The sequence below is a fragment of the Pseudomonas sp. Ag1 genome, from assembly GCF_000278565.1.
Taxonomy (GTDB): Bacteria; Pseudomonadota; Gammaproteobacteria; order Pseudomonadales; family Pseudomonadaceae; genus Aquipseudomonas.
Map to the genome: position 1 here is coordinate 105,105 of NZ_AKVH01000103.1, position 20,334 is coordinate 125,438.

The following is a 20,334-nucleotide window of genomic DNA, read 5'->3' on the forward strand; positions in this document are numbered from 1 at the left end:
TGGTTTCAGGGTCGCTGCGCAACCCAACGGGAGCAAGCTCCCTCGCCACAGGTTATTCTCCCACTCGGTCTGCCCATTGATCATAAGAGGCTGCAATGCAAACTTCCGGCGTAGACATCCGTCAACTCAAGGCCTTCGTGGTGGTGGCCGAGGAGCTCAGCTTCGTGCGCGCCGCGACCCGCCTGCATGTCTCGCAACCGGCGCTGTCCCAGACCATCCGCCAGTTTGAGGCGCTGCTGGACGTACAACTGTTCCAACGCAACACCCGCAACGTAGCACTGACCGAAGCCGGCCTGGCCTTGCTGGTAGAGGCGAGGGAAATCGTCAATGGCGTAAGCCGCCTGGTACGCACCGCCCACGAACATGCACGCGGCGTACGCGGCTCATTGAATATCGGCTTCCTGATCGGCGCGGGTGTGGACTTGATGCCGCAAATCCTCAGCGTGTTCGCCAAGCGCTACCCGGAGATCGAACTGGTGGTGCGCGAGTATGACTTCGGCTCGCCCCATGCCGGGATCGACGAGGGCATGGACGTATCGGTGTTGCGCCCGCCACTGGGCCTGCCGGACATCGAGTTGCACACTCTGGTGACCGAACCCTGCGTGGCGTGCCTGGCGTCCAGCCACCGGTTGGCCGGGGAGAGCAGCGTGAGCATCTACGACGTGCTGGATGAACCGATCATTGCTGCACCGGGAGTGGGCGTGTGGCGCAGTTTCTGGACCGCCGACGCGTACCGCGATGGCCAGCCGGCGCGGATCGTCCATGAAGCTTCGACGGTGGAGACCGAGTTGCAGGCGGTGGCGTCGGAGCGCGGGATCAGTATCACCGCGCTGTCCACCGCACGTTTTTATGCACGGCCCGGCCTGGCCTTCCCGGTGATCAGCGATATGCCGATGTGTGAAGTGGCGGTCGCCTTGCCGCCACAACCGAGTGTGGCGGCGCGCAACTTTGCCGAGTTGGCGATGGAAGTGGCGAGCAGCCGGGGTTAGTCAGGACAGGTCGTGCAGGGATTTTCCGTTGGGCGCACTTACCTGAAGCTCGGAAAACTCCACCTCCAGCCCGCCACGTTCCGGCGTGCAGCAATAAGGCCCCACCCGATACGACGCAGCCACGGGGAACGGCGCCAGGCGCACCAATGGCCAGCTCACGCCATCCACCGACACCTGCACGCGCAGCACGCCTTTGGCCACGGTGGCGCGAATCCAGAACGCCTCGGGATCACCCGGGAACGCACCGGTGGCCCAGTCCGACACGCCATCGGTCAATGCGCTGCTCAACAGCGTCACACCGTCGGACAGCTCTGCACCGATCTTCACCCAATGCGCTTCATCCACCCGCACCATCAACCCGGCCTGGTCATACAGGTGGGTAAACGCGCTGTGGATTTTGACTTGGGCGGTAAAGTCGCCGTCGGTTTCAACAAACAGGAAATGCCCGTTGTCGCGCACAAAACCATAGTGGGTTTCGCGCCAGAAATCGGTGCTGGCATCGGTGCGCACCTTGAGGCGCTCGCCTTCTCGGCTCCATTGCTGGGGTTGATTGAGCCAGCTGGCCTTTTCAAACATCGGGAAGCTCCTTGAAGGTGACAAGACAAAACCCCGGCGTCCGGGGTTTTGTTGTTTGGCCGCAATCAACGGCTAGTGGTCGAGCAATTTGCCGCTCGGCCCGGCGGTGCCATTGTTAAGGCGCGTGCGCAGCGAAAACAACCACCACAGCACGCCGACCCCGAGTGTAACCCCGGTGGTGATGGCGCCGGTGTGGCTTTCTTCGGGCACGCTCAGGGTCAGGATCACCGCGATGGCCCACAGGCCGCCGAGGACGATCATCGGCAACAACCACTTGCCCAGGCTGAACACCCCCGCAGGCGCCCCCGGCATCCGGCCATTTTTATAGGCCAGGTACGCGGCAATCAGTGTCAGCAGGTAGGTGCAGTAGTAGGTCAGGCCGACCATCGAGTAGATCGCCGTGACAAACCCGCCGCTCGCCAGGTTCAGCAGCACGGCAATGGCGGTGATCAGCACGATGGCGGCGACCGGCGTACCGAAGTGCGGGTTGATCTTCGCCAGCACCTTGGAGCCCGGCAGCATGTTGTCCCGAGACAGGGCGAAGGTCATGCGGGTGGCCACCGCCATGTTGGCGATCAGGCAGGCGAGGATCGAGGCGAAGGCGATCACGATCATGCCCACGCCGGCGGCGTTGCCCAGTTGCAGGCGCACGATATTGATCACCGGGTTTTCGCTGTGGCTGAGCAGCTCGCTGACCGACCCCGGGATCGCAATGCTCAGCAAGGCGAACACCACGAAGCCCAATACACTGGACACCAGCACCGCACGAATCATCGCCCGGGGCGCGGCGCGGCGTGGGTCCTTGGTTTCCTCGGACAGGTCGGCGGCGCCCTCCCAGCCCAGCAGCACCGAGACCGGCAGCAAGGTGGCGAGGGCGAGGGTGGTGAAGCTGAGGGTGCCGCCGCTCACCGGTTGTGCCGAGGTCAGGATCGCCACGCCCTGGGTGTGCTCGAAGAAGAAAAACACCCCGAAGAACAACGCAACCGCCAACAGCACCGTGCCGATGATTTCGATGATCGCGCCGATGTCGTTGATCCGCGTGGCCAGGCGAATCCCGCAGATGTTCAGCAGGCCTACCACCAGCGTGGCACCGATGCTCAGGCCCTGGATCTGGCCCTGTGTCGGGTTGGCCCAGATCTCCGGCGCGAACACCGTGCCGATGGCCGCCGAGGTGGCGGCTGTACCGGCGACAAACGAGGTGAACGCGACCCAGCCGGTAAACCAGCCGAAGTGATTGCCCGCCAACCGGCTGGACCATTGGTAGGCGTAGCCGGTAAGCGGAATGCGCCCGGCCAGGTGGCAGTAGACCATGACGATGCAGCACACCAGCGGGATCACCAGCAGCCACAAAAGGATGCCGATACCGCCGACGCGGTTGAACGGGTCGGCGAACAGCGTGACCACCCCGGTGTTGATCGAGACCATGGAAAAGGCCAGGGCAAACGAGGTGAACGAACTCATGGTGCGGTGCATCTTTTGCTCGTAGCCGAGGCTGGCAAGGTCGGCGTCGTCGCTGGACAGCGGGGCCTGGGCATTCGGCGGGGCGGTCACGGTGTTTTCAACGAATGTGCTCATGGCCGTTGCTCCTCGATGATGCCGATCACCTCGTCCAGCACGTCGAGGGCCTTGGCCAGCAACGGGCGTTCGATATCCAGAGGAGGCTTGACCTTGATCAGGTTACCCAGCCCGGCGTAGCGGCTTTCGCCAAACAATACGCCGCGCTCCACCCCAAGGCGATACACCTCCTGGGATTCCCGGCAGGCCGGTTCCTTGGTGGTGCGGTCCTTGACCAGCTCGATGGACGCCATCAGCCCGGGGCAGCGCACGTCGCCGATCAGCGGGTGGCGGGTTTGCATGTCCTTGAGGCGGGCGCTGATGTAGTCGCCGGAGTCGCGGGCCTTTTCGCAGAGGTTGTCGGCGACGATCGCTTCCACCGTGGCGTAGCCGGCGGCCAGCGAGACCGGGAAGTGGCCGAAGGTCAGGGCTTCTTCACCTTCGTCGAACCACTTGAGCTTGTCATCGGCGAGGATCCCGGCCAGCGGGAAGCCGCCGCCGACGCCTTTGCCGAACACGATGATGTCGGGCAGCACGTCGTAATAGTCCGCAGCGAACATCGTGCCCATGCGCCCGAAACCGGTCTGCACTTCATCAAAAATCAGCAGCACGCCGAGGCGGTCGCAGATCTCGCGCACGCCTTTGTAGTAGGAGCGGGGGAACTCGATATGCCCGCCATTGCCCTGGATCGGTTCCATCATCACTGCTGCCACGCCACCGTCGACGCCCTTGAGGATGGTTTCTTCCAACAGGCCAAGGCACAGCTGCGACTCGGTTTCCGGGTCCATGCCCAGGCGCGTGCGGTACGGGTTGGGGTGGGGGACGCGGGTGAAACGTGGCTGGATCGCCAGGAACGGATTGTTCGGGTGCGGCCAACTGGCGCCGAGGGTGGCCAGGGAGCGGCCGTGGTAGCCGTCCTGCAGCACCAGCAGGTTCTGTGCGCCAGGGCGGTTCTTGAAGGCCAGTTTCATCGCCATTTCACCGGCGAGGCTGCCATGCAGGGCAAAGCCCATCTGGTTGAGGGCGCCCGGGGAGACTTCCCGCAGCTTCTTCACCAGCCGGGTGTGGGCCGGTGAGCCAAAGTTGGGGCGGATGTGAGTCATTTCGCGCAATTGCGCAACGGCGGCTTCCACCACCCGGGGGTCATTGGCCCCCAAATTGTTCGACCAGGCCTGGGCGGTACAGTCGATGTATTCCTTGCCCTGATCGTCCCATACCAGCGAGCCTCGGGCCTTGACCAGGTTGATCTTGGCGGGTGCGGTGTTCATCACTTCATTCATCTGCGTTATCTCTTTTGTTAGGGCGGCAGTGTTTGGGGATGTGTGCAGTTAGGGTTGTGACTCGCTGCATCGAGTTGTCCCGATGCTAGTCCCGGGGACGGGAGGAATAGAAAGACCGATTGCAGTGGGATTGATTGGCGTGGCTTATTAATAGAATCCTCTGAAACAAAATGAAACATTTGTCGCGGGCCAGCCTCTACCGTATCTCCACGACGAGTACTTCTATGAAAATTCCGCGTCCCTCTTCGCGAATGCCCCACCTCACGCAACTGCGCAACCTGAAGATGGCGCGCTCCGCCCACGCCTATGTGCGGGGCAGTACGGTTCAGTTTTACGAGTGGCTGCACAGCCAGCGCGGCCGGCGCTTGCCCCACGGGCCGGCGATCTGGATCTGCGGCGACTGCCACGCCGGTAACCTTGGGCCCACGGGCGATACCAAGGGCCGGATCGACATGCATATCCGTGACCTTGACCAGGCGGTGATCGGCAATCCGGCCCATGACCTGGTGCGCCTGGCCTTGTCCCTGGCCACCGCTGCGCGGGGTTCGGACCTGCCGGGGGTGACCACCGCGCGCATGCTTGAAGAGATGATGGTGGGCTACGCGCAGGCGTTTAAAGACAAGCCCGACGAGGCACCACCGCGCCCGTCCCAGGTCAAGTCCGGGATGCGCAGTGCGGTGGAGCGCACCTGGAAGAATCTGGCCCGCGAACGTATTGAAAACACCCGGCCGACAATTCCATTGGGCAAGCATTTCTGGTCGTTGTCGCGGTCAGAAAAGTCCGCCCTTGAAACGTTGTGCGCGTCGGATGAAATCCACCGGCTGGTGACTTCGCTCAAAGGCCGCTCCAACGACGCCGAGGTCGAGCTGCTGGACTCGGCCTATTGGGTCAAGGGTTGCAGCTCCCTTGGGTTGCTGCGTTATGCGGTGTTGCTGGGAGTAGGGGACAAGTCTGATCAGGAATACTGCCTGCTCGACATCAAGGAAGCGGTAGGCGCTGCGGCGCCGCGTGCGGCCCGGGCAAAAATGCCTCGGGATAACGGCCGGCGGGTGGTGGAGGGCGCGCGGCACCTGTCACCGGCGTTGGGGGAGCGGATGTTGGCCACGCGGTTTCTGGATCACGGGTTTTTCATCCGCGAACTGCTGCCCCAGGACATGAAGCTGGAACTGGATGAGCTGAGCGAGATTGATGCGATGCACGCGGCCGGGTACCTGGCGCGGGTGGTCGGCGTGGCCCATGCGCGGCAGATGGACCGGGATACGCGCAAGGACTGGATGGCGCTGTTGCAAGAGAACCGCTCCAGGCAACTGGATGCGCCTTCGTGGCTGTGGACCAGTGTGGTGCAGTTGGTGGGGAGCCATGAGGAAGGGTATTTGAATCATTGCCGGCGGTATGCGCTGGAGCACTGAGCTCAAGAACGCTGAAAGTCCCCTGTGGGAGCGGGCTTGCTCGCGAAAGCGGTGGATCAGTCAAACATCAGCTGACTGACACACCGCGTTCGCGAGCAAGCCCGCTCCCACATGAGTTGGGTGGTGTTTTGGAGGGCGGGTTACACCAGGTATTTCTTGAACCAGCCCAACGTCCGCTCCCACGCCAGATTCGCCGCCGCCTCGTCATACCTCGGCGTCGAATCGTTGTGGAAGCCGTGATTGGCGCCCTTGTAGATAAACGCCTCATAGGTCGTGCCGGCCGCCTTCAACGCTTTCTCATACGCCGGCCAGCCCTCATTGATCCGCGTATCCAGCTCACCGTAATGCAACATGATCGGTGCCTTGATCCGTGGCACATCCTTGGCTTCCGGCTGGCGCCCATAAAACGACACCGCCGCACCCAGCTCCGGATAAGCCACCGCCGCCGCATTCGTCACGCCGCCGCCATAACAGAACCCGGTAATGCCCACCTTGCCGGTGCTTGCATCGTGGTACATCAACCATTCGATGGCCGCGAAAAAGTCGTTCATCAGCTTCTCGGGATCGACTTTCTGTTGCAACTCCACACCTTTCTCATCATTGCCGGGATAGCCACCCACCGAGGTCAGGCCATCCGGCGCCAGGGCAATGAATCCGGCCTTGGCCAACCGACGGGCGACGTCTTCGATATACGGGTTCAACCCCCGGTTCTCATGCACCACCACCACCGCCGGCACCTTGCCGCTGGCCTTGGCCGGGCGCACCAGGTAGCCGCGCACCGTGCCGTTGCCCTTGGGTGACGGGTAGGTGATGTAGTCGGCGACGATCTCCGGGTCGGTGAATTTCACCTGCTCGGCCAGGGCGTAGTTGGGGCTCAGGGCGGCGAGCAGGGCCGAGGCCGTCAGCCCGCCGAAGGTGAACAGTGCTGCGCGGTCGAGAAATTCCCGGCGGTTGATCTTGCCGTGGGCGTAGCCATCGTAAAGCTCCAGCAGTTCAGGGGCGAAGTCTTTGGCGGTCAGACGAGTCATCGGTAGCGTCCTCGATTAGCGGTGGGACTGAATGTAGACCAGTATCAGGCTTCCCGGCCATGGGCCGCGGCGGCCAGTTGCCCGGTGTCGACCCGCACGAAGACCGAATCGCCAATCGCCGTCAGCACGCCATCGGCGTACACCTCGCACACCACGCGGCTTTTGCGCCCCACGTCACCTTCGACTCTTGCGCGCAAGGTCAGCGGCACGCCCATCGGTGTCGGCTTGATGAATTTGATTCCCAGGTTGCCGGTGACGCAGTCGATACGCGGCAGGCTGCCGGGTTCGCGTTGCTCGGACCGGTAGTGGTAGGCCATGGCGGTCCAGTTCGAGTGGCAGTCCACAAGCATCGCGATCAGACCGCCATAGACCAGGTCTGGCCAGCCGCTGTATCGGGCGTCGGGCTGGTGCTCGGCGATCACGTGGATGCCGTCGGCGTCCCAGCGACTCTTGATGTGCAGCCCGTGGGGGTTGCTGCTGCCGCAGCCATAACAGACGCCTTCGGGGGCGGTGGTGTCTTGCAGGGAAAGCGCGGGCATCGTGGCTCCTTGTTGTTTGGGTTCCGTCGAGGCACGAGCCTAATGCCAGGCGCGTGAATAAATCCAGCGCCTACGCTGTTAGCAGTGCACAGCGTGTTCATTCCCGGTTGAGAATCCCATGAAATCTCGATTGCCAGCGGTCGTCCTTGCCCTCGCCACCTTGTCTAACGCGTACGCCGTGGAATACACCGACGTGAATCCGACGGCCAGCACCATCAGCTTCACCTATGACCAGATGGGCCAAGAGGTGTACGGCACGTTTGGCACCTATTCGGCGACCCTGAATTTCGACACGCAAAACCCGGCTGCCGCCAGCACCGTACTGACCATCCAGCTGCCGAGCATCAATGCCGGCAGCGACGACGCCAACACCGAACTGCCCAAGCCCGGTTGGTTCGACATGACGACCTACCCGGTGGGCACCTTCACCTCGACCCACATCACTGACCTGGGCGACAACCGTTACCTGTTCAGCGGCAACCTGACCCTCAAGGGCCAGACCCGGCCGGTGGAGGTCAAGGTGGCCCTCAAGGAGCAGAGCGGCATTGGCGTGTTCGACGGCGAATTCGTGCTCAAGCGCGATGACTTCAGGATCGGCGCGGGGGAGTGGGCGGACAGCGTGGTGTCCAATGCGATTGTCATCAAGTTCAAGATGGTTGCGCCTGAGCGCTGATGGCTAGCGGGCGAACTTCTTGGCCCCCGCCACGCACGCAATCACCGCGACGGTCACCCCCAGCATGCCCAGGCTCACCTGCTCATGCAGCAGCGTGGCCGCCAGTGCCAGGCCGAAAAACGGTTGCAGCAACTGCAATTGCCCGACGGCGGCAATGCCGCCCTGGGCCAGCCCGCGGTACCAGAACACAAACCCGATCAGCATGCTGAACAGCGACACATAGGCCAGGCTCAGCCAGGCCGGCAGGCTGATGCTCACGAAAGTGCCCGGGGCGAGGATCGCCGTCAGCGGGGCCACAATCGGCAGCGAGATCACCAGCGCCCAGCAGATCACCTGCCAGCCACCCAGGGTGCGCGAGAGTTTGGCTCCTTCGGCATAACCGAGGCCGCACACCAGGATTGCCAACAGCATCAGCAAATCCCCGGCGGGCGCAGCGCTCAGGCCCTGGGCAACCGCGTAGCCCACCACCAGCAGGCTGCCCAGGATCGAAAACAGCCAGAACACCAACTTGGGCCGCTCGCCGCCGCGCCATACGCCGAAGACCGCAGTGGCTAAAGGCAGCAGGCCGACAAATACGATGGAATGGGCACTGGTGACGTACTGCAAGGCCAGTGCGGTGAGCAAAGGAAAGCCGATCACCACGCCCAGCGCGACGATTGCCAGGGGCAGCAACTGACTGCGGGCCGGGGTTTTTTCCTTGAACAGCCACAGCAGGCACAGGCCGAGCAGGGCGGCGATGGTGGCGCGGGCGACGGTCAGGAATACCGGATCGAACTCCAGCACCGCCAGGCGCGTGGCCGGCAGCGAGCCGCTGAAGATCACCACGCCGATCAAACCGTTGATCCAGCCGCTGGCGTTGTTTTCCCGGGTGTTGAGGTGGGTGGTTCGTTCCATGGGTGTAGGGCTCGATAGGGATAAGTTGCGTCCTGCGCATCCTATGATTCACTATCAAGACAATCAAAAAATTGTCATGGATACATCGCCTATGCCCCGCGCCCGCTACAAGACATTGGTGGACACCTTCGCCCGGGATATCCGTTCGGGCGCGCTGGCGGCGGGCACCCGGTTGCCGACGCACCGCCAGTTGGCCGCCAGCCATGGCCTGGCGCTGGTCACGGCCAGCCGGGTATACACCGAGCTTGAGGCCATGGGCCTGGTCAGTGGTGAAACCGGGCGCGGAACCTTTGTGCGGGAAATCGCGTTGTCGCCAGGGCAGGGCGTCGGCCAGATCGCGGTGGCGGCGGGCATGATCGATCTCAACTTCAACTACCCGTCGCTGCCGGGCCAGACCGACCTGCTGCGCACCGCATTGCGCCAGTTGGCGTTGTCCGGCGACCTGGCGGCGCTGCTGCGCTATCAGCCTCACGCCGGTCGGCTGCATGAGCGGGCAGCGGTGGCGCGTCATCTGCTGAGTCGTGGGTTGACGGTGCAGGCCGAGCAGGTGCTGATCGTCAGCGGTGCCCAGCATGGCCTGGCGGTGACCATGATGTCGCTGCTCAAGCCCGGCGATGTGGTGGCGGTGGATGCGCTGACCTATTCCGGGTTCAAGGTGTTGGCCGAGACGCTGCACCTGGAAATCGTCGCGATCCCGGTGACCGCGACGGGCCCCGACTTGGCCTTTCTTGAACAACTCTGCGCCCGGCGCCCGGTACGCGCCGTGTACAGCATGCCGACGCTGCATAACCCGTTGGGCTGGGTGATGAGCATGGCGCAGCGCGAGCACCTGGTGGCGATTGCCCGTCGGCATGACCTGATCCTGATCGAGGATGCTGCCTACGCGTTTTTAGCCGAGGACGCGCCACCGCCCGTGGCCGAACTGGCGCCGGAACGCACGGTTTACGTGTCGGGGCTGTCCAAGAGCGTCGCCACCGGCCTGCGGGTGGGTTACGTGGCTGCGCCGTTGCCGTGGATGGCGGCGCTGGAACGTACGGTCATGGCCACCACCTGGAACACTCCGGGGGTGATGACTGCGGTGGCTGCCGCGTGGATCGACGACGGCACGGTGCTGCAGCTTGAAGCGCAAAAACGTAAGGACGCCCAGGCGCGCCAGGCGGTGGCCGATGAGGTGTTGGCGGGCTTGAATGTTATCCGCCATCCGTCTTCGTATTTCTTGTGGTTGCCGTTGCCGGAAGATGCCCGCGCCGATCAGATCACCATGGCGCTGGCACGGGAAAATATCTCGGTGTCCACGGCCGAGCCGTTTGCCGTCTCGGCCCACGTGCCCCATGCCTTGCGAGTGGCGCTGGGGTCGGTGGACCGGGAGGTGCTGCGCGAGGCGTTGGTGAAAGTGCGCTGGGCGGTGAAGGCGTACTAGGGGGCCGGATCGTTCCCACGCTCTGCGTGGGAATGCCGCCTTGGACGCTCCGCGTCCCGCTGTAGATTTGCGCGATAGTGACGCAGAGCGTCACCGGATGCATTCCCACGCAGAGCGTGGGAACGATCCAGGCGGGACTCAGAATTTGTACGCCTGGCGCCCGATCAGCAGCCATTTGCCTTTCTGCTTCTGCCAGACCTGGAAGTTTTCAATTTCGGTGGGCACCTCGACGCCACTGTTCACCGCCTGTGCGGAAAAGTGGTTGCGCACCAGGGCGGTGTCGCCATTGAGGGTGATGGTCTGTTTCTGCATTTCCAGGGTCTTGAAACCACTTCTGCCGGTTTCAATGTCGGCGATAAATTCCTGCTTGTTCTGGACCTTGCCGCTGGAATGGCCGTAGGTGAGGTTGTTCGCGGTGAGGGCCTGCAGTTGCGGGATGTCCTTGTGCAACATGGCCTGGGTCAGATGATCGACCGCAGTGGCTACATCCTTGTCACTTGCGGCGGGCGCGGCGGCCGCGTAGCCGCTGAACAGGCACAGAAAACCAATCAGAACCTTGACGTTTTGCATGGGTGTTTCCTTGTTGTTGTTGTGGGTACCGGGACGACTCGGGCTGTGTTTTTAAGTCGTCGTACAACCATGCCGTATTTACTGGGATCAAGGAAAGTGAAATTTGTTATTGGCTAGAAGATAAGCGCTGTTTGCCAGTATTGGTTGTCGTATCACTTGCGAAATAGCGGTCGGCACTTCCCGTGGAAATGGCACATGGCTATGCTGTGGCCGGCGACTTCATGGCGTGGATTCGCAACGACTGAGGAAAACAAAAAATGACACCGGATCAAAAGTACGCGGCGGCCATGGTGCGCCTGGGTTATCAACTCAACGAGTTCAAGATCGGCGGCAACTACACGCCGCTGCTGAGGGACGGCAATCACGTCTACATCAGTGGCCAGATTCCGCGGGTGGGTGACGCCATCGTGTTGCCCGGCAAGGTCGGCGAAAGCCTCAGCCTGGCCGACGCACAGATTGCCGCGGGCGTCAGCGCACTGCGTTGCCTGGGGTTGCTCAAGCAGGCGCTGGGTTCGCTGGACCAGGTCAAGGCGATCCTCAAGATCAATGTGTACGTGCGCAGCGCGGATGACTTCGACCAGCAAAGCGAAGTGGCCAACGGTGCGTCGGACCTGTTGAACGAGATCCTGGGGGCCGCAGGATCCCATACGCGCACCTCGGTGGGCGTGCTGCAATTGCCCAAGGGCGCGGCCGTGGAAATCGACATGACCGCCGTGGCACGGGACTGAAACCGGGTGATCGCCGAGGCGTTTGCGGTACTGGTCCATTATGGAATCTACCTGCTCCCAGGACTGATCCTGTTTGGCCTGTGGTTCGGTCTCACGCCAAAAACATTGCCGGGCTTGCGCATCGTTATCCTGCTGCTGGCCTTTGTGCTGATGCGCGATGCGATGACGCCACTGGGCATGTGGTCGCTGAGCCGCGAGGTGCAGATCGAGTTCACGGCCAACCCGTGGGTGCTGGCCGCGCTGGGCGGGTTATCCCTTGGGCTGATTGCGCTGCTCGCGCGCCTGGCACCGGAGTTGTGGCAACTGACGGTGCTGTTCAAGGGCAATCGTGCTGTGGGCCTGGCAGTGGGGCTGGTGGCCGGCTGTGTGATTGGCTTGCCATTGCGCCTGTATCAAGGCATCGAACCGGCGGCGATCCCGGCTTACTGGACCTGGCTGATGGGCATGCTAGCGCTTGCCTACTGCGCCAATGCGCTGGAAGAGGTATTGTTTCGCGGCTTCTTGCAGGGTTATCTCGAACAGCACGTTACGCCGCTGCGTGCGGCGTTGCTCAGCGGGTTGGCGTTCGCCGCGTGCCATTCATTTCTGGCGTTGAGCGTGACGCAACTGGGCTGGCCAGTGTTGGCCTTTACCCTGATTGAAGGCGTGGCCTGCGGGCTGGTGCGGATGCGCTACGGTGTGGTGGCGGCGACGGCCACCCATGGCACGGCGATCTTGCTGATTGCCGTGCCGATGGTGTGAACCGTCTCAGGCCTGTACATCAACGCCGATGTGGGCCTGGAGCCAGTCTTTGTAGACCGCGATGTTATCGGTCGACTGGTCGCCATTTTTCGCGGTGACAGTCTTGCCGTCCAGGCGCCCGATATCGAGCAGGTACTGAAGACCGTTGGCCACATGGGTGGCGTCGCTTTTGCTGAGTGACTGAACATCGGGCAGTTCGACGGCGTTGCCTTTATCGTCGAAGGTCGCCCATGAAGGGTTGGCCCTGGCGGTGGCAACGGTTTGCGCGGTCGAGCGCACTTGCTCCTGATAGCTGGCTTCCAGCTTGGTCTTGATCTCGGGCGTGGCGTTGGTGACTTCAATCCTCCCGGCCCGCAGGGTGCCGTTTTCCATGGATTGTGTAAAAGTCTTCTGTCCCAGCGCTAACAGACTTGTCGTGCTTCCTATCATGGTGCCGCTCCCTTATTGGTAGCAGCAACAGAGCAAAACCCGGGCCATGTGCTGCATGCCTTGTGCGGCGCGGGCTGGGTGGTATTGCCGGGGCAGGGCGCAGGCCAGGAGTTGCCGGGGCTGGCAAAGGGTTGCCACGTCGGCTCGCGCGAGCGCATTTCAGAACGTTGGAAACTAAGTTCAGAATCTCCAGTCTGTAATAGCGTATCGCCATCTCTACAAGGAATTAACATGAAGCTTAAGGTCGTTTTGCTGGGCATGGTTTTGTTGGCTGCGCCGCTTTACCAAGCGGTTGCCGAGACGTGCAGGGCGAACAGTTATGGTGGGTCCGATTGCGAATACGACAATGGCACCTCTTCCAAGAGTCGCGCCAATAGCTACGGTGGGCAAGACACCCAATACAGCGATGGTACTTCCTCCAAGAGCCGCTCCAATAGTTATGGCGGGCAGGATATCCAATACGGCGACGGCACCTCGGCCAAGACCCGTTCCAACAGCTATGGTGGGCAAGACACTCAATACAGCGACGGCACCTCAGCCAAGAGCCGCTCCAATAGCTACGGCGGGCAAGACACCCAATACAGCAACGGCTCCTCCTCCAAGAGCCGCGCCAATAGCTATGGCGGGCAAAATACGACAAATAACTAATGGCCCCGCCGCGGCTTTCTACCTCACCAATGACCGCTCATACGCCGCGGTCATCACCTGCCACGTCTGCGCATCCGCCGGAATCAAATGCTCGATGCGCAACGACGTTACCGTGATGTCCTGAGGCATGCCGAAGGTGGTGAAGGTCGACATGAAGTTCAGCTCACCTTCACGGGAGTTGACGCGTGTCAGCACCAGTGGCGGCGGTTCATTGACCAAGGCTTCGGTACTTAGCGGGGCCGGCAGGCTGTCCAGAAGCCTGGCAAGTTCGGAGTTGCCCAACGCCTCGCGCGTCGCCCGTTGCCAGGCGATGGTGCGGATTTCGTCAGCGTTGATCAAATGATCACCCAGGCCGCCAGGCTGTAGCAGGGTGACCAGCAAATTCAGCCCATCAGCCGCCTCCGGTTTGATCCCCACCAGCTCGAACAGCACCTGGGTACTGGCGTTGGCGGCTAGCACTTCCCAGTGGCTGCCCAGCACGATCGCCGGTGCAGGATTGTTCGCGTGGAGCACATGGCTGATTGCCTCGCGAATAGCCTCCATGGAGGGCGAGGAGAGCGGGGTTGCCTCATAGCGCGGGGCGAAGCCGGCAGCGAGGAACACGCTGTTGCATTGCTCCAGCGGAACCTCCAGCGCCATCAGCAAATTATGCAAGGTGCCCGGGCTCGGCTTGGCGCGCCCGGTCTCGATGCAGCTCAGGTGGCGTTGGGAAACCCCGGTGATCAGCGCCAGTTCCAGCTGGCTCAATCTGGCGTGCCGACGCAGCACGCGCAGTTGCGTGCCGGCGGTAGTGTCGGGGTTGGCGCGGGGGAAAGGTTGGCTGCTCATGGGTTGACTCTGGCCGTGCGGGTCGGTGGTGTCGATGACCTTCGAGGTCATTGAGAGGGGAACGACGTTATCACTAATGTGCAGCTTCCCGAACCGTTGTCTCCAAGGAGGAGAACATGCGCAGACCCTGGATTGCCCTGGCCGGGCTGTTGGCTTTTGCCCTGTACACATTGATCACGATGCTGATCGCCGAACAATCGCTCATGGCGTTCGGACGTGAATTGATATCGAGGCCGGATACTGCCCAGGTGGTGATTGACTTGTATCTGATGGCGGCCTTGGCGGGCGTATGGATGTACCGGGATGCGCGGGCCAGGGGCAAATCCCTGGCGTCGGTGTTGCCCTATTTACTGGTAACGGCGGTTTTCGTATCCATCGGTCCGCTGCTGTATATCGTGGTCAACGGGTTCCGCGAACCTTCAGGGGGCCGGTGATGGAGGTTTATGCGTTGTGCGTACTGGTGCTGTTCTTGAAGATGCTGGCGATCTCCTGTTACCAGGGTTTCTTTCGACTCAGATTCCGTGCATTCACTAACCACGAGGATGCAGCTTTCTTCCATCGCGATGCGAATCCCCAGGAGTTACCGCAAGTCTCCCGGGCCGAAAAGGCTTGGGCCAATGATCTGGAAAATATTCCGTTGTTCTTCATTTTGGGTGGCCTGTGCCTGGCGATGGAAACGCCAGGCACCGCTACCGCGGGGTTGTTCTGTCTGTTCACCGCTGCCCGTGTGATGCATACGGTGATGTATCTGAGCGGCCGCCAGCCCTGGCGCACCCTCGCTTATGGAGTGGGAGTGCTCTGTTTGTCGGGGCTGGCCGGTCTGCTTGGCGCTGGGCTGATAACAATCAAGGGGTGAGAAAGGCCTGATAGTTGTCCTTGGTGATCTGTTGATAGGGAATGGTCAGCTCCGCCGTGTAGGGCTGCTTCCTGATCATCTTCAGCGCCAGGTCAATCGAGCCGACGGCCTGGCCCTTGTTGTCCTGATAGGCCGTGACTACCAATAGATCTTTTTTGATCGCATCCAGGCCGGCGGGTCCGCCGTCGCTGCCGCCCACCAGGATGTCCTTGCCAGGGTGCATACCGGCCTGGGTAATCGCCATCGCGGCACCGATAGCCATTTCATCGGCATTGGCCGCCACGGCGTCGATTTTCTTGCCCGAGACGATCCAGTTGTTCATCAGGTCCATGGCCTTGCTGCGCTGCCAGTCGGCGCTTTGTTCTTCGACGATATGGATGTTGGGGTAATCCTTCAGTACGTTTTTCACGCCCTGTGTGCGGTTGTGGGTGGCGTTGTTGGAGAGCAAGCCGAGCATGATTGCGAGGTTGCCCTTGCCGTTCATTTTTTCCGCGAGGTAGCGCATCTGAATCTCGCCCGCTTTGATCTCGTCCGAGCCGACATAACCCACCCCGGCCGGTAAGCCGGGGATGTCCGGGCGACGGTTGACGTACACCAGCGGGATACCCGCCTGCTGGGCATTCACAGTCATTTTCTGGGTAGCGGCGGTGTCGACCGCGTTGACGATAATCGCGTCCATGCCTTGGGCAGAAAAGCTCTGCACCTGGTTCAGTTGGCGCACCACATCGCCTTGGGCGTCTTCGAATTGCAGGGTCACGTCGGTGAGGTCCCTGGCGTGGGCCGCCATGTAGTCACGCATCTGGGCGAGGAACACGTCGTCCACCTGGGCGATGCTGACGCCGATGCGTGTCTCGGCGAGGGCTAGCGGGGTAACGATGAGGGTCAGGAGCAAGGTCAGCAGCTGTTTTTTCATGGTGTCAGTCCGTTTTTTTGTTGTTTTGAAAGACGTTGAAAACATTCCTCAGCCTTGGCGTTTGGCGTGTAGTTGCGCAACGCGTTCGGCAAAGGTCTCGCAGGGCCAGCGTTCGTTCAGTGCCTGCAACATCAGTTGCTGCCCGGTTTGCGGAGCCAGGCCCTGTAAGGGTGGGTCGGTATCCAGGTTGGTGGGAAAGGAATAGCCATCGGCGGTGCAGGCGATCACCGCGTGCAGCGCCTCGCCATCCATGACGTTGTCCGCCAGGCGCTCCAACAGGCAGGGGTACAGCGCCAGCATCATCCGGTCGCGGTCCACAGCCTCCATCGTTTTGCCGAACGCCGAGGAGATTTGCAGCAGGTTGGCCATGCGCTGGCGGTCCGGTGTGCGATTGGTGCCAGCGGCGTGAAACAGGGCCGGGTTGAAGAACAGCAGGTCACCTTTGTTCAGCGGCAATTGCACGGCATGCTGCTGGAAGTACTCGATGAATTCAGTGCGCCTCCAGGCCAGGTAGCCCAGCGGGTATTGCTGGGAAAACGGCAGCAGTTGGGTCGGGCCGGTTTCCAGGGGCATGTCGCTGTGGGCCACGGCCCCTTGCAGCGTGAGGTATTGGGACAGCGTGTGCAGGGGCAACGGAAAGCGCTCCACCACGTCGATGGTCTGGAACCCGAGGTGATAATCACGGTGCGGTTGCTGGGCTTGGCCACCGGGGTGCACCACGTTGACCTGGGCCGTGACTTGGTAGCCCGGGCCGAGCCAGGCTTGTGCGATCAACCCCAGCAGTGGGTTGGCGTAATATTCGACAAAGGATGCCGGCGACTGCAGTGCGGCCTTCTGTAATGAGTTCCAGATACGTCCGTTACTGCCGGCCTTGGCGAAGTGGTCGGCGGCCACACCTTGCGCAGCCTCTTGGGCAAAGATCGCTTCGAATACCTGGCTGTGACGGTCGACCACGTCCAGGTCGGCGTAGCCCTGGCGCACCACCATCACTCCCGGCCCCTGGCTGAACAGGCGATGCAGTTCGTCCAGCACGGCGTGACGATCGCCGTTGCGCAGTGCCTGGGCCTGATAGATCGGGATGTTGCTGCACACTTCGGCGCAGTGCGGGTAGTCCTCGGCAGCCGCCTGCTGGGCACAGATCGAGTGAAAATCTTCCAGTTGCACCGCATCGGCGCTGACAAAGGCAGGCATCACGCACCCTCCACCAGGCTCAAGGCCTGATCGGGGCGTGGGGTGCCGCCGTCGCCACAGCCGATGACGCCTTGCTCGAGGTCGATCACCGTGCCGGTCATCATTCCCGACTCGCGTGACAATAGAAATGCCACGCTCCGGGCCACCTCTTCAGGTTTGAGCAGGCGGCCGAAGGGCTGTGCGGCTTCGGCGGCTTCCAACCAGGCATCCCCGGCACCGTGGTAGTGCCGCTGGATTTCATCCTCGTGCGGTGTGTCCATCCAGCCGATGTTCAAGCCGTTGACCCGAATCCGGTTGCGCAGGGCGCTGAACGCCACGTTTTTGGTCAGAATCGCGAGAGCGCCCTTGGACGCCGCGTAGGCACTCAAGAACGATTGCCCGCCGTGGCCGGTGACACTCTGGATATTGACCACTGCACCTTCAACCCTCTGGCTGATCATCAGCTTCAAGGCTTCCTGCATCAGGAAAAACGGCGCCCTCACATTGACCGCAAACAGTCGATCAAACAGTTCGGGGGAGGTGTCGAGAATGGTGCCGCGATCCGACATCCCGGCGCAGTTGATCAGCCCGTGGAGGGTGCCGAAGTGGGCACGGGCCGCCTCGATCACGGCGCGGCAGTCGCCAATCTGTTCCAGGTCCGCCTGGACAAACACCGCGCGGCAATCGAGCGCTGCCAACTGCCGTACTTGCTCCTGGCCCTGGTCCGGACGGCGTCCGCAGATGATCAGGCCGGCAGCACCGCGCCGCGCCAGGGTATGGGCGACGGCAGCCCCCAATCCCTGGGTGCTGCCGGTGACGACAAAGTATTGGCCTTTGAAGGTATGGCTGAGGTCGGTTGAAGGCATCGGGGTCTCCTGGGTTTTTGTTGTTTTGAAGGCCGGGCTCGACGCCGGGCAAAACTGAGACTAGCATTGCGGTCACCTCAACGAGTCTCAAAAAGACCTCAAAAAGACCTCAGGTCCAACAGCATGCTCGAACGCGCTAAACACTTTTCCATCAAGCAACTGGCCACCCAGGCGGGCGTCAGCAAGGCGACAGTCGATCGCGTCTTGCATGAGCGCGGCAGCGTGCACGCCCAAACCCGGCGGCGTATCGAACAGGCTCTGGATGAGCTGGAATCCCAGGAAAAAAATGGCCTGGCAGTAGGCCGTACCTTTCATGTCGATGTGATCATGCACACGCCCAAGCGCTTCAGTGCGGCGGTGCAGGCCGCCATCACCGCCCAACTGGGCAGCCTGGCACCGTTTCGTATCGCCCCGCGGTTTCATGTGTTCGAAGAGATCGAGCCTCAGGCGATGCACGACCAATTGCTGCGCTGCCTCGAGACCGGCAGCCAGGGTGTGGTGCTCAAGGCCGCGGACGAGCCGGCGGTGAATCTGGCGGTCAAGCACCTGGCGGCCGCAGGTATTCCGGTGGTGACCCTGGTCACCGATCTGCCCCACAGCGAGCGCATCGGCTACGTAGGCATGGATAACCGCACCGCCGGACAAACCGCCGCGTACCTCCTGTCCCGCTGGCTGTCACCCCAACCCCAGGAAGTGGCGGTGGTGATTGGCAGCGAATTGTTCCGGGGCGAGGAAGAACGCGAAATGGGCTTTCGCATGTGGCTGCGCGGCCGTGCGACGCACCTGCGGGTACTGGATATCAGCGGTGGGTACGGCGTGTATGACCGAACATTTGCCCGGGTCACCGATGCGTTGAAGCAGCATCCCGAACTGAAGGCGGTGTACAGCGTCGGCGGTGGCAACCGGGCAATTGTCGACGCCTTTGCGGCTCTGGATCGCCCGTTGGACGTGTTTATTGCTCACGACCTCGACGAAGAGAATCGCCAGCTGTTGGCTGAAGAAAAAGTCGCCGCGATTATCGATCACAACCTGCAGATCGATGCGCGCCATGTGTTTCTGCACATCCTGCAATTTCATCGGCTGTGGAAGGCTGGGCCGATTGCGCCGTCACAGGTACAGATCGTCACACCGTTCAACCTGCCGGACTGAATCTCCACACCCAATAACAATCCCAGGAGTTCGACCATGCTACGTATCGCTGTCCTTGGTGCAGGGCGCATCGCCAACATTCACGCGGCCAATGTCGCGGCCCATCCTGATGCCACTCTGGTGGTGGTCGCCGACCCCTGGCGGGAGGGCGTCGATGGCTTGGCTGCGCAGCTGGGTTGCGAGGCGGCCTATGACTGCGCAGCAGTGCTAAGTCGGGACGATATCGACGCGGTGGTGATTGGCACACCCACCGACACTCATATCGATTTGCTGCTGGCGGCCGTGTCCCAGGGCAAGGCCGTGCTGTGCGAGAAGCCCATTGACCTGGATTTCGCCAAGGCGCGGGCGGCGGCGCAAGCTGTGGAGCGCGAGGGCGGCAAAGTCATGCTGGGCTTCAACCGCCGCTTCGATCCCGACACGCTGCGCCTGCGCCAGGCCATCGACGCGGGGCAAATTGGTGCTGTGCGGCAGGTGATCATCACCAGCCGCGACCCGGGGTTGGCGCCACGGGATTACCTGGCACATTCCGGCGGCATCCTGCGGGACATGACCATTCATGACTTCGACATGGCGCGGCACCTGCTGGGTGAAGAGCCCATTGAAGTCAGCGCGATAGCCAGCCGGCTGGTAGATCCGAGCCTGGCGCAGATTGACGACTTCGACAGCGTGATGGTGCTGCTGCGCACCGCATCCGGGAAACAGTGCCATATCAACTGCTGTCGGGAGGCGGTCTACGGGTATGACCAGCGACTTGAGGTATCCGGGGCCAAGGGGGTGCTGCTCACGGATAACCATCGACCCAGCACCTTGCGCCATTGGAACCACGAGCACACCGAGGCGTTGGAGACGTTGCAGCATTTCTTCCTGGAGCGTTATGCGGATGCCTACCGCAATGAGTTGGGGCAGTTTATCCAGGCACTGAGCGCGGGGCGCGCGCTGCCCACCAACATGCGCGATGGGCTGTATGCGTTGCACTTGGCGGACTGTGCGCTGGAGTCCATCAAGACCGCGCGAATGGTTGAGGTCAATTACGCTATTTAAGGTGTTGCCGGAGCGGGCATGCTCGCTCCGGCA

23 protein-coding genes are annotated in these 20,334 nt (G+C 62.0%); 11 read left to right on the forward strand and 12 right to left on the reverse strand.

What is annotated here, in order from left to right:
- Nucleotides 1-95 precede the first annotated feature (95 nt).
- The gene (locus A462_RS12825; protein WP_003215068.1) at nucleotides 96-989 is read left to right on the forward strand and encodes a LysR family transcriptional regulator; all 894 of its coding nucleotides are present in this window, start codon (nucleotides 96-98) and stop codon (nucleotides 987-989) included.
- On the opposite strand, the gene A462_RS12820 is transcribed toward A462_RS12825, so the two are convergent.
- The 3 genes from A462_RS12820 to A462_RS12810 all read right to left on the reverse strand — a co-directional run bounded on the left by A462_RS12820 (nucleotide 990) and on the right by A462_RS12810 (nucleotide 4,399).
- Complete coding sequence (locus A462_RS12820) at nucleotides 990-1,565, reverse strand: DUF1349 domain-containing protein (RefSeq protein WP_008436250.1); 576 nt, start codon at nucleotides 1,563-1,565, stop codon at nucleotides 990-992.
- A 72-nt stretch (nucleotides 1,566-1,637) separates the two neighbouring features.
- On the reverse strand, nucleotides 1,638-3,140 hold the full coding sequence (locus A462_RS12815; RefSeq protein ID WP_003215072.1) for an APC family permease: 1,503 nt from the start codon (nucleotides 3,138-3,140) through the stop codon (nucleotides 1,638-1,640).
- Nucleotides 3,137-4,399 (reverse strand): aspartate aminotransferase family protein, encoded by a 1,263-nt coding sequence (locus A462_RS12810; protein ID WP_008436252.1) that lies wholly within the window; start codon nucleotides 4,397-4,399, stop codon nucleotides 3,137-3,139. Before A462_RS12810 ends, A462_RS12815 begins: the two co-directional genes overlap by 4 nt.
- Nucleotides 4,400-4,623: 224 nt before the next feature.
- Between A462_RS12810 and A462_RS12805 the strand changes: the two genes are divergently transcribed.
- Nucleotides 4,624-5,808 (forward strand): DUF2252 family protein, encoded by a 1,185-nt coding sequence (locus A462_RS12805; RefSeq protein WP_032899494.1) that lies wholly within the window; start codon nucleotides 4,624-4,626, stop codon nucleotides 5,806-5,808.
- A gap of 140 nt (nucleotides 5,809-5,948) precedes the next feature.
- On the opposite strand, the gene yghX is transcribed toward A462_RS12805, so the two are convergent.
- The gene (yghX, locus tag A462_RS12800; protein ID WP_008436270.1) at nucleotides 5,949-6,836 is read right to left on the reverse strand and encodes a YghX family hydrolase; all 888 of its coding nucleotides are present in this window, start codon (nucleotides 6,834-6,836) and stop codon (nucleotides 5,949-5,951) included.
- A gap of 44 nt (nucleotides 6,837-6,880) precedes the next feature.
- A complete protein-coding gene (locus tag A462_RS12795) occupies nucleotides 6,881-7,375 on the reverse strand; it encodes a PaaI family thioesterase (RefSeq protein ID WP_003215081.1) in 495 nt (164 codons plus the stop codon).
- 118 nt (nucleotides 7,376-7,493) lie between these two features.
- Between A462_RS12795 and A462_RS12790 the strand changes: the two genes are divergently transcribed.
- On the forward strand, nucleotides 7,494-8,048 hold the full coding sequence (locus tag A462_RS12790) for a YceI family protein (RefSeq protein ID WP_032899495.1): 555 nt from the start codon (nucleotides 7,494-7,496) through the stop codon (nucleotides 8,046-8,048).
- Between the two features lie 3 nt (nucleotides 8,049-8,051).
- Here the strand turns inward: A462_RS12790 and A462_RS12785 are convergent, their stop codons facing one another.
- Complete coding sequence (locus tag A462_RS12785) at nucleotides 8,052-8,942, reverse strand: DMT family transporter (protein ID WP_008436273.1); 891 nt, start codon at nucleotides 8,940-8,942, stop codon at nucleotides 8,052-8,054.
- 91 nt (nucleotides 8,943-9,033) lie between these two features.
- Between A462_RS12785 and A462_RS12780 the strand changes: the two genes are divergently transcribed.
- Nucleotides 9,034-10,362 (forward strand): aminotransferase-like domain-containing protein, encoded by a 1,329-nt coding sequence (locus tag A462_RS12780; RefSeq protein WP_008436280.1) that lies wholly within the window; start codon nucleotides 9,034-9,036, stop codon nucleotides 10,360-10,362.
- Nucleotides 10,363-10,500: 138 nt separating this feature from the next.
- Here the strand turns inward: A462_RS12780 and A462_RS12775 are convergent, their stop codons facing one another.
- The gene (locus A462_RS12775; protein ID WP_008436281.1) at nucleotides 10,501-10,932 is read right to left on the reverse strand and encodes a nuclear transport factor 2 family protein; all 432 of its coding nucleotides are present in this window, start codon (nucleotides 10,930-10,932) and stop codon (nucleotides 10,501-10,503) included.
- A 257-nt stretch (nucleotides 10,933-11,189) separates the two neighbouring features.
- Here A462_RS12775 and A462_RS12770 point away from each other — a divergent pair, with 257 nt between their 5' ends.
- Entirely contained in the window at nucleotides 11,190-11,660 is a 471-nt protein-coding gene (locus tag A462_RS12770) for a RidA family protein (RefSeq protein ID WP_008436282.1), read from the forward strand.
- 6 nt (nucleotides 11,661-11,666) lie between these two features.
- A complete protein-coding gene (locus A462_RS12765) occupies nucleotides 11,667-12,401 on the forward strand; it encodes a CPBP family intramembrane glutamic endopeptidase (protein ID WP_008436283.1) in 735 nt (244 codons plus the stop codon).
- 6 nt (nucleotides 12,402-12,407) lie between these two features.
- On the opposite strand, the gene A462_RS12760 is transcribed toward A462_RS12765, so the two are convergent.
- Nucleotides 12,408-12,773 carry a hypothetical protein gene (locus A462_RS12760; protein WP_003215095.1) on the reverse strand — a complete coding sequence of 122 codons (366 nt, stop codon included), beginning with the start codon at nucleotides 12,771-12,773 and terminating at the stop codon, nucleotides 12,408-12,410.
- A 288-nt stretch (nucleotides 12,774-13,061) separates the two neighbouring features.
- Here A462_RS12760 and A462_RS12755 point away from each other — a divergent pair, with 288 nt between their 5' ends.
- Nucleotides 13,062-13,478 (forward strand): hypothetical protein, encoded by a 417-nt coding sequence (locus A462_RS12755; protein ID WP_008436284.1) that lies wholly within the window; start codon nucleotides 13,062-13,064, stop codon nucleotides 13,476-13,478.
- 18 nt (nucleotides 13,479-13,496) lie between these two features.
- Here the strand turns inward: A462_RS12755 and A462_RS12750 are convergent, their stop codons facing one another.
- Nucleotides 13,497-14,306: a helix-turn-helix domain-containing protein gene (locus A462_RS12750; protein WP_050550312.1), complete on the reverse strand. Its 810-nt coding sequence runs from the start codon at nucleotides 14,304-14,306 to the stop codon at nucleotides 13,497-13,499.
- Nucleotides 14,307-14,422: 116 nt separating this feature from the next.
- Between A462_RS12750 and A462_RS12745 the strand changes: the two genes are divergently transcribed.
- Nucleotides 14,423-14,740, forward strand: a complete 318-nt coding sequence (locus A462_RS12745; protein ID WP_003215101.1) for a DUF2834 domain-containing protein — start codon at nucleotides 14,423-14,425, stop codon at nucleotides 14,738-14,740.
- On the forward strand, nucleotides 14,740-15,162 hold the full coding sequence (locus tag A462_RS12740) for an MAPEG family protein (RefSeq protein WP_003215104.1): 423 nt from the start codon (nucleotides 14,740-14,742) through the stop codon (nucleotides 15,160-15,162). The genes A462_RS12745 and A462_RS12740 overlap by 1 nt, the downstream gene beginning before the upstream one ends.
- Here the strand turns inward: A462_RS12740 and A462_RS12735 are convergent.
- Genes A462_RS12735 through A462_RS12725 form a run of 3 tightly spaced genes read right to left on the reverse strand, consistent with a single transcriptional unit; the run spans nucleotide 15,152 to nucleotide 18,111 of the window.
- Nucleotides 15,152-16,075, reverse strand: coding sequence for a sugar ABC transporter substrate-binding protein (locus tag A462_RS12735; RefSeq protein ID WP_008436286.1), 924 nt, complete (start codon nucleotides 16,073-16,075; stop codon nucleotides 15,152-15,154). The genes A462_RS12740 and A462_RS12735 overlap by 11 nt on opposite strands.
- 48 nt (nucleotides 16,076-16,123) lie before the next feature.
- The gene (locus tag A462_RS12730) at nucleotides 16,124-17,266 is read right to left on the reverse strand and encodes a phytanoyl-CoA dioxygenase family protein (RefSeq protein WP_003215107.1); all 1,143 of its coding nucleotides are present in this window, start codon (nucleotides 17,264-17,266) and stop codon (nucleotides 16,124-16,126) included.
- Nucleotides 17,266-18,111, reverse strand: a complete 846-nt coding sequence (locus A462_RS12725; protein ID WP_003215109.1) for an SDR family oxidoreductase — start codon at nucleotides 18,109-18,111, stop codon at nucleotides 17,266-17,268. The genes A462_RS12730 and A462_RS12725 overlap by 1 nt, the downstream gene beginning before the upstream one ends.
- Nucleotides 18,112-18,234: 123 nt before the next feature.
- On the opposite strand from A462_RS12725, the gene A462_RS12720 reads away from it, so the two are divergent.
- Together A462_RS12720 and iolG are read left to right on the forward strand one after the other, a co-directional pair.
- Nucleotides 18,235-19,260, forward strand: coding sequence for a LacI family DNA-binding transcriptional regulator (locus A462_RS12720; RefSeq protein WP_003215111.1), 1,026 nt, complete (start codon nucleotides 18,235-18,237; stop codon nucleotides 19,258-19,260).
- A gap of 36 nt (nucleotides 19,261-19,296) precedes the next feature.
- Nucleotides 19,297-20,301: an inositol 2-dehydrogenase gene (gene iolG, locus A462_RS12715; RefSeq protein WP_008436287.1), complete on the forward strand. Its 1,005-nt coding sequence runs from the start codon at nucleotides 19,297-19,299 to the stop codon at nucleotides 20,299-20,301.
- Nucleotides 20,302-20,334 lie beyond the last annotated feature (33 nt).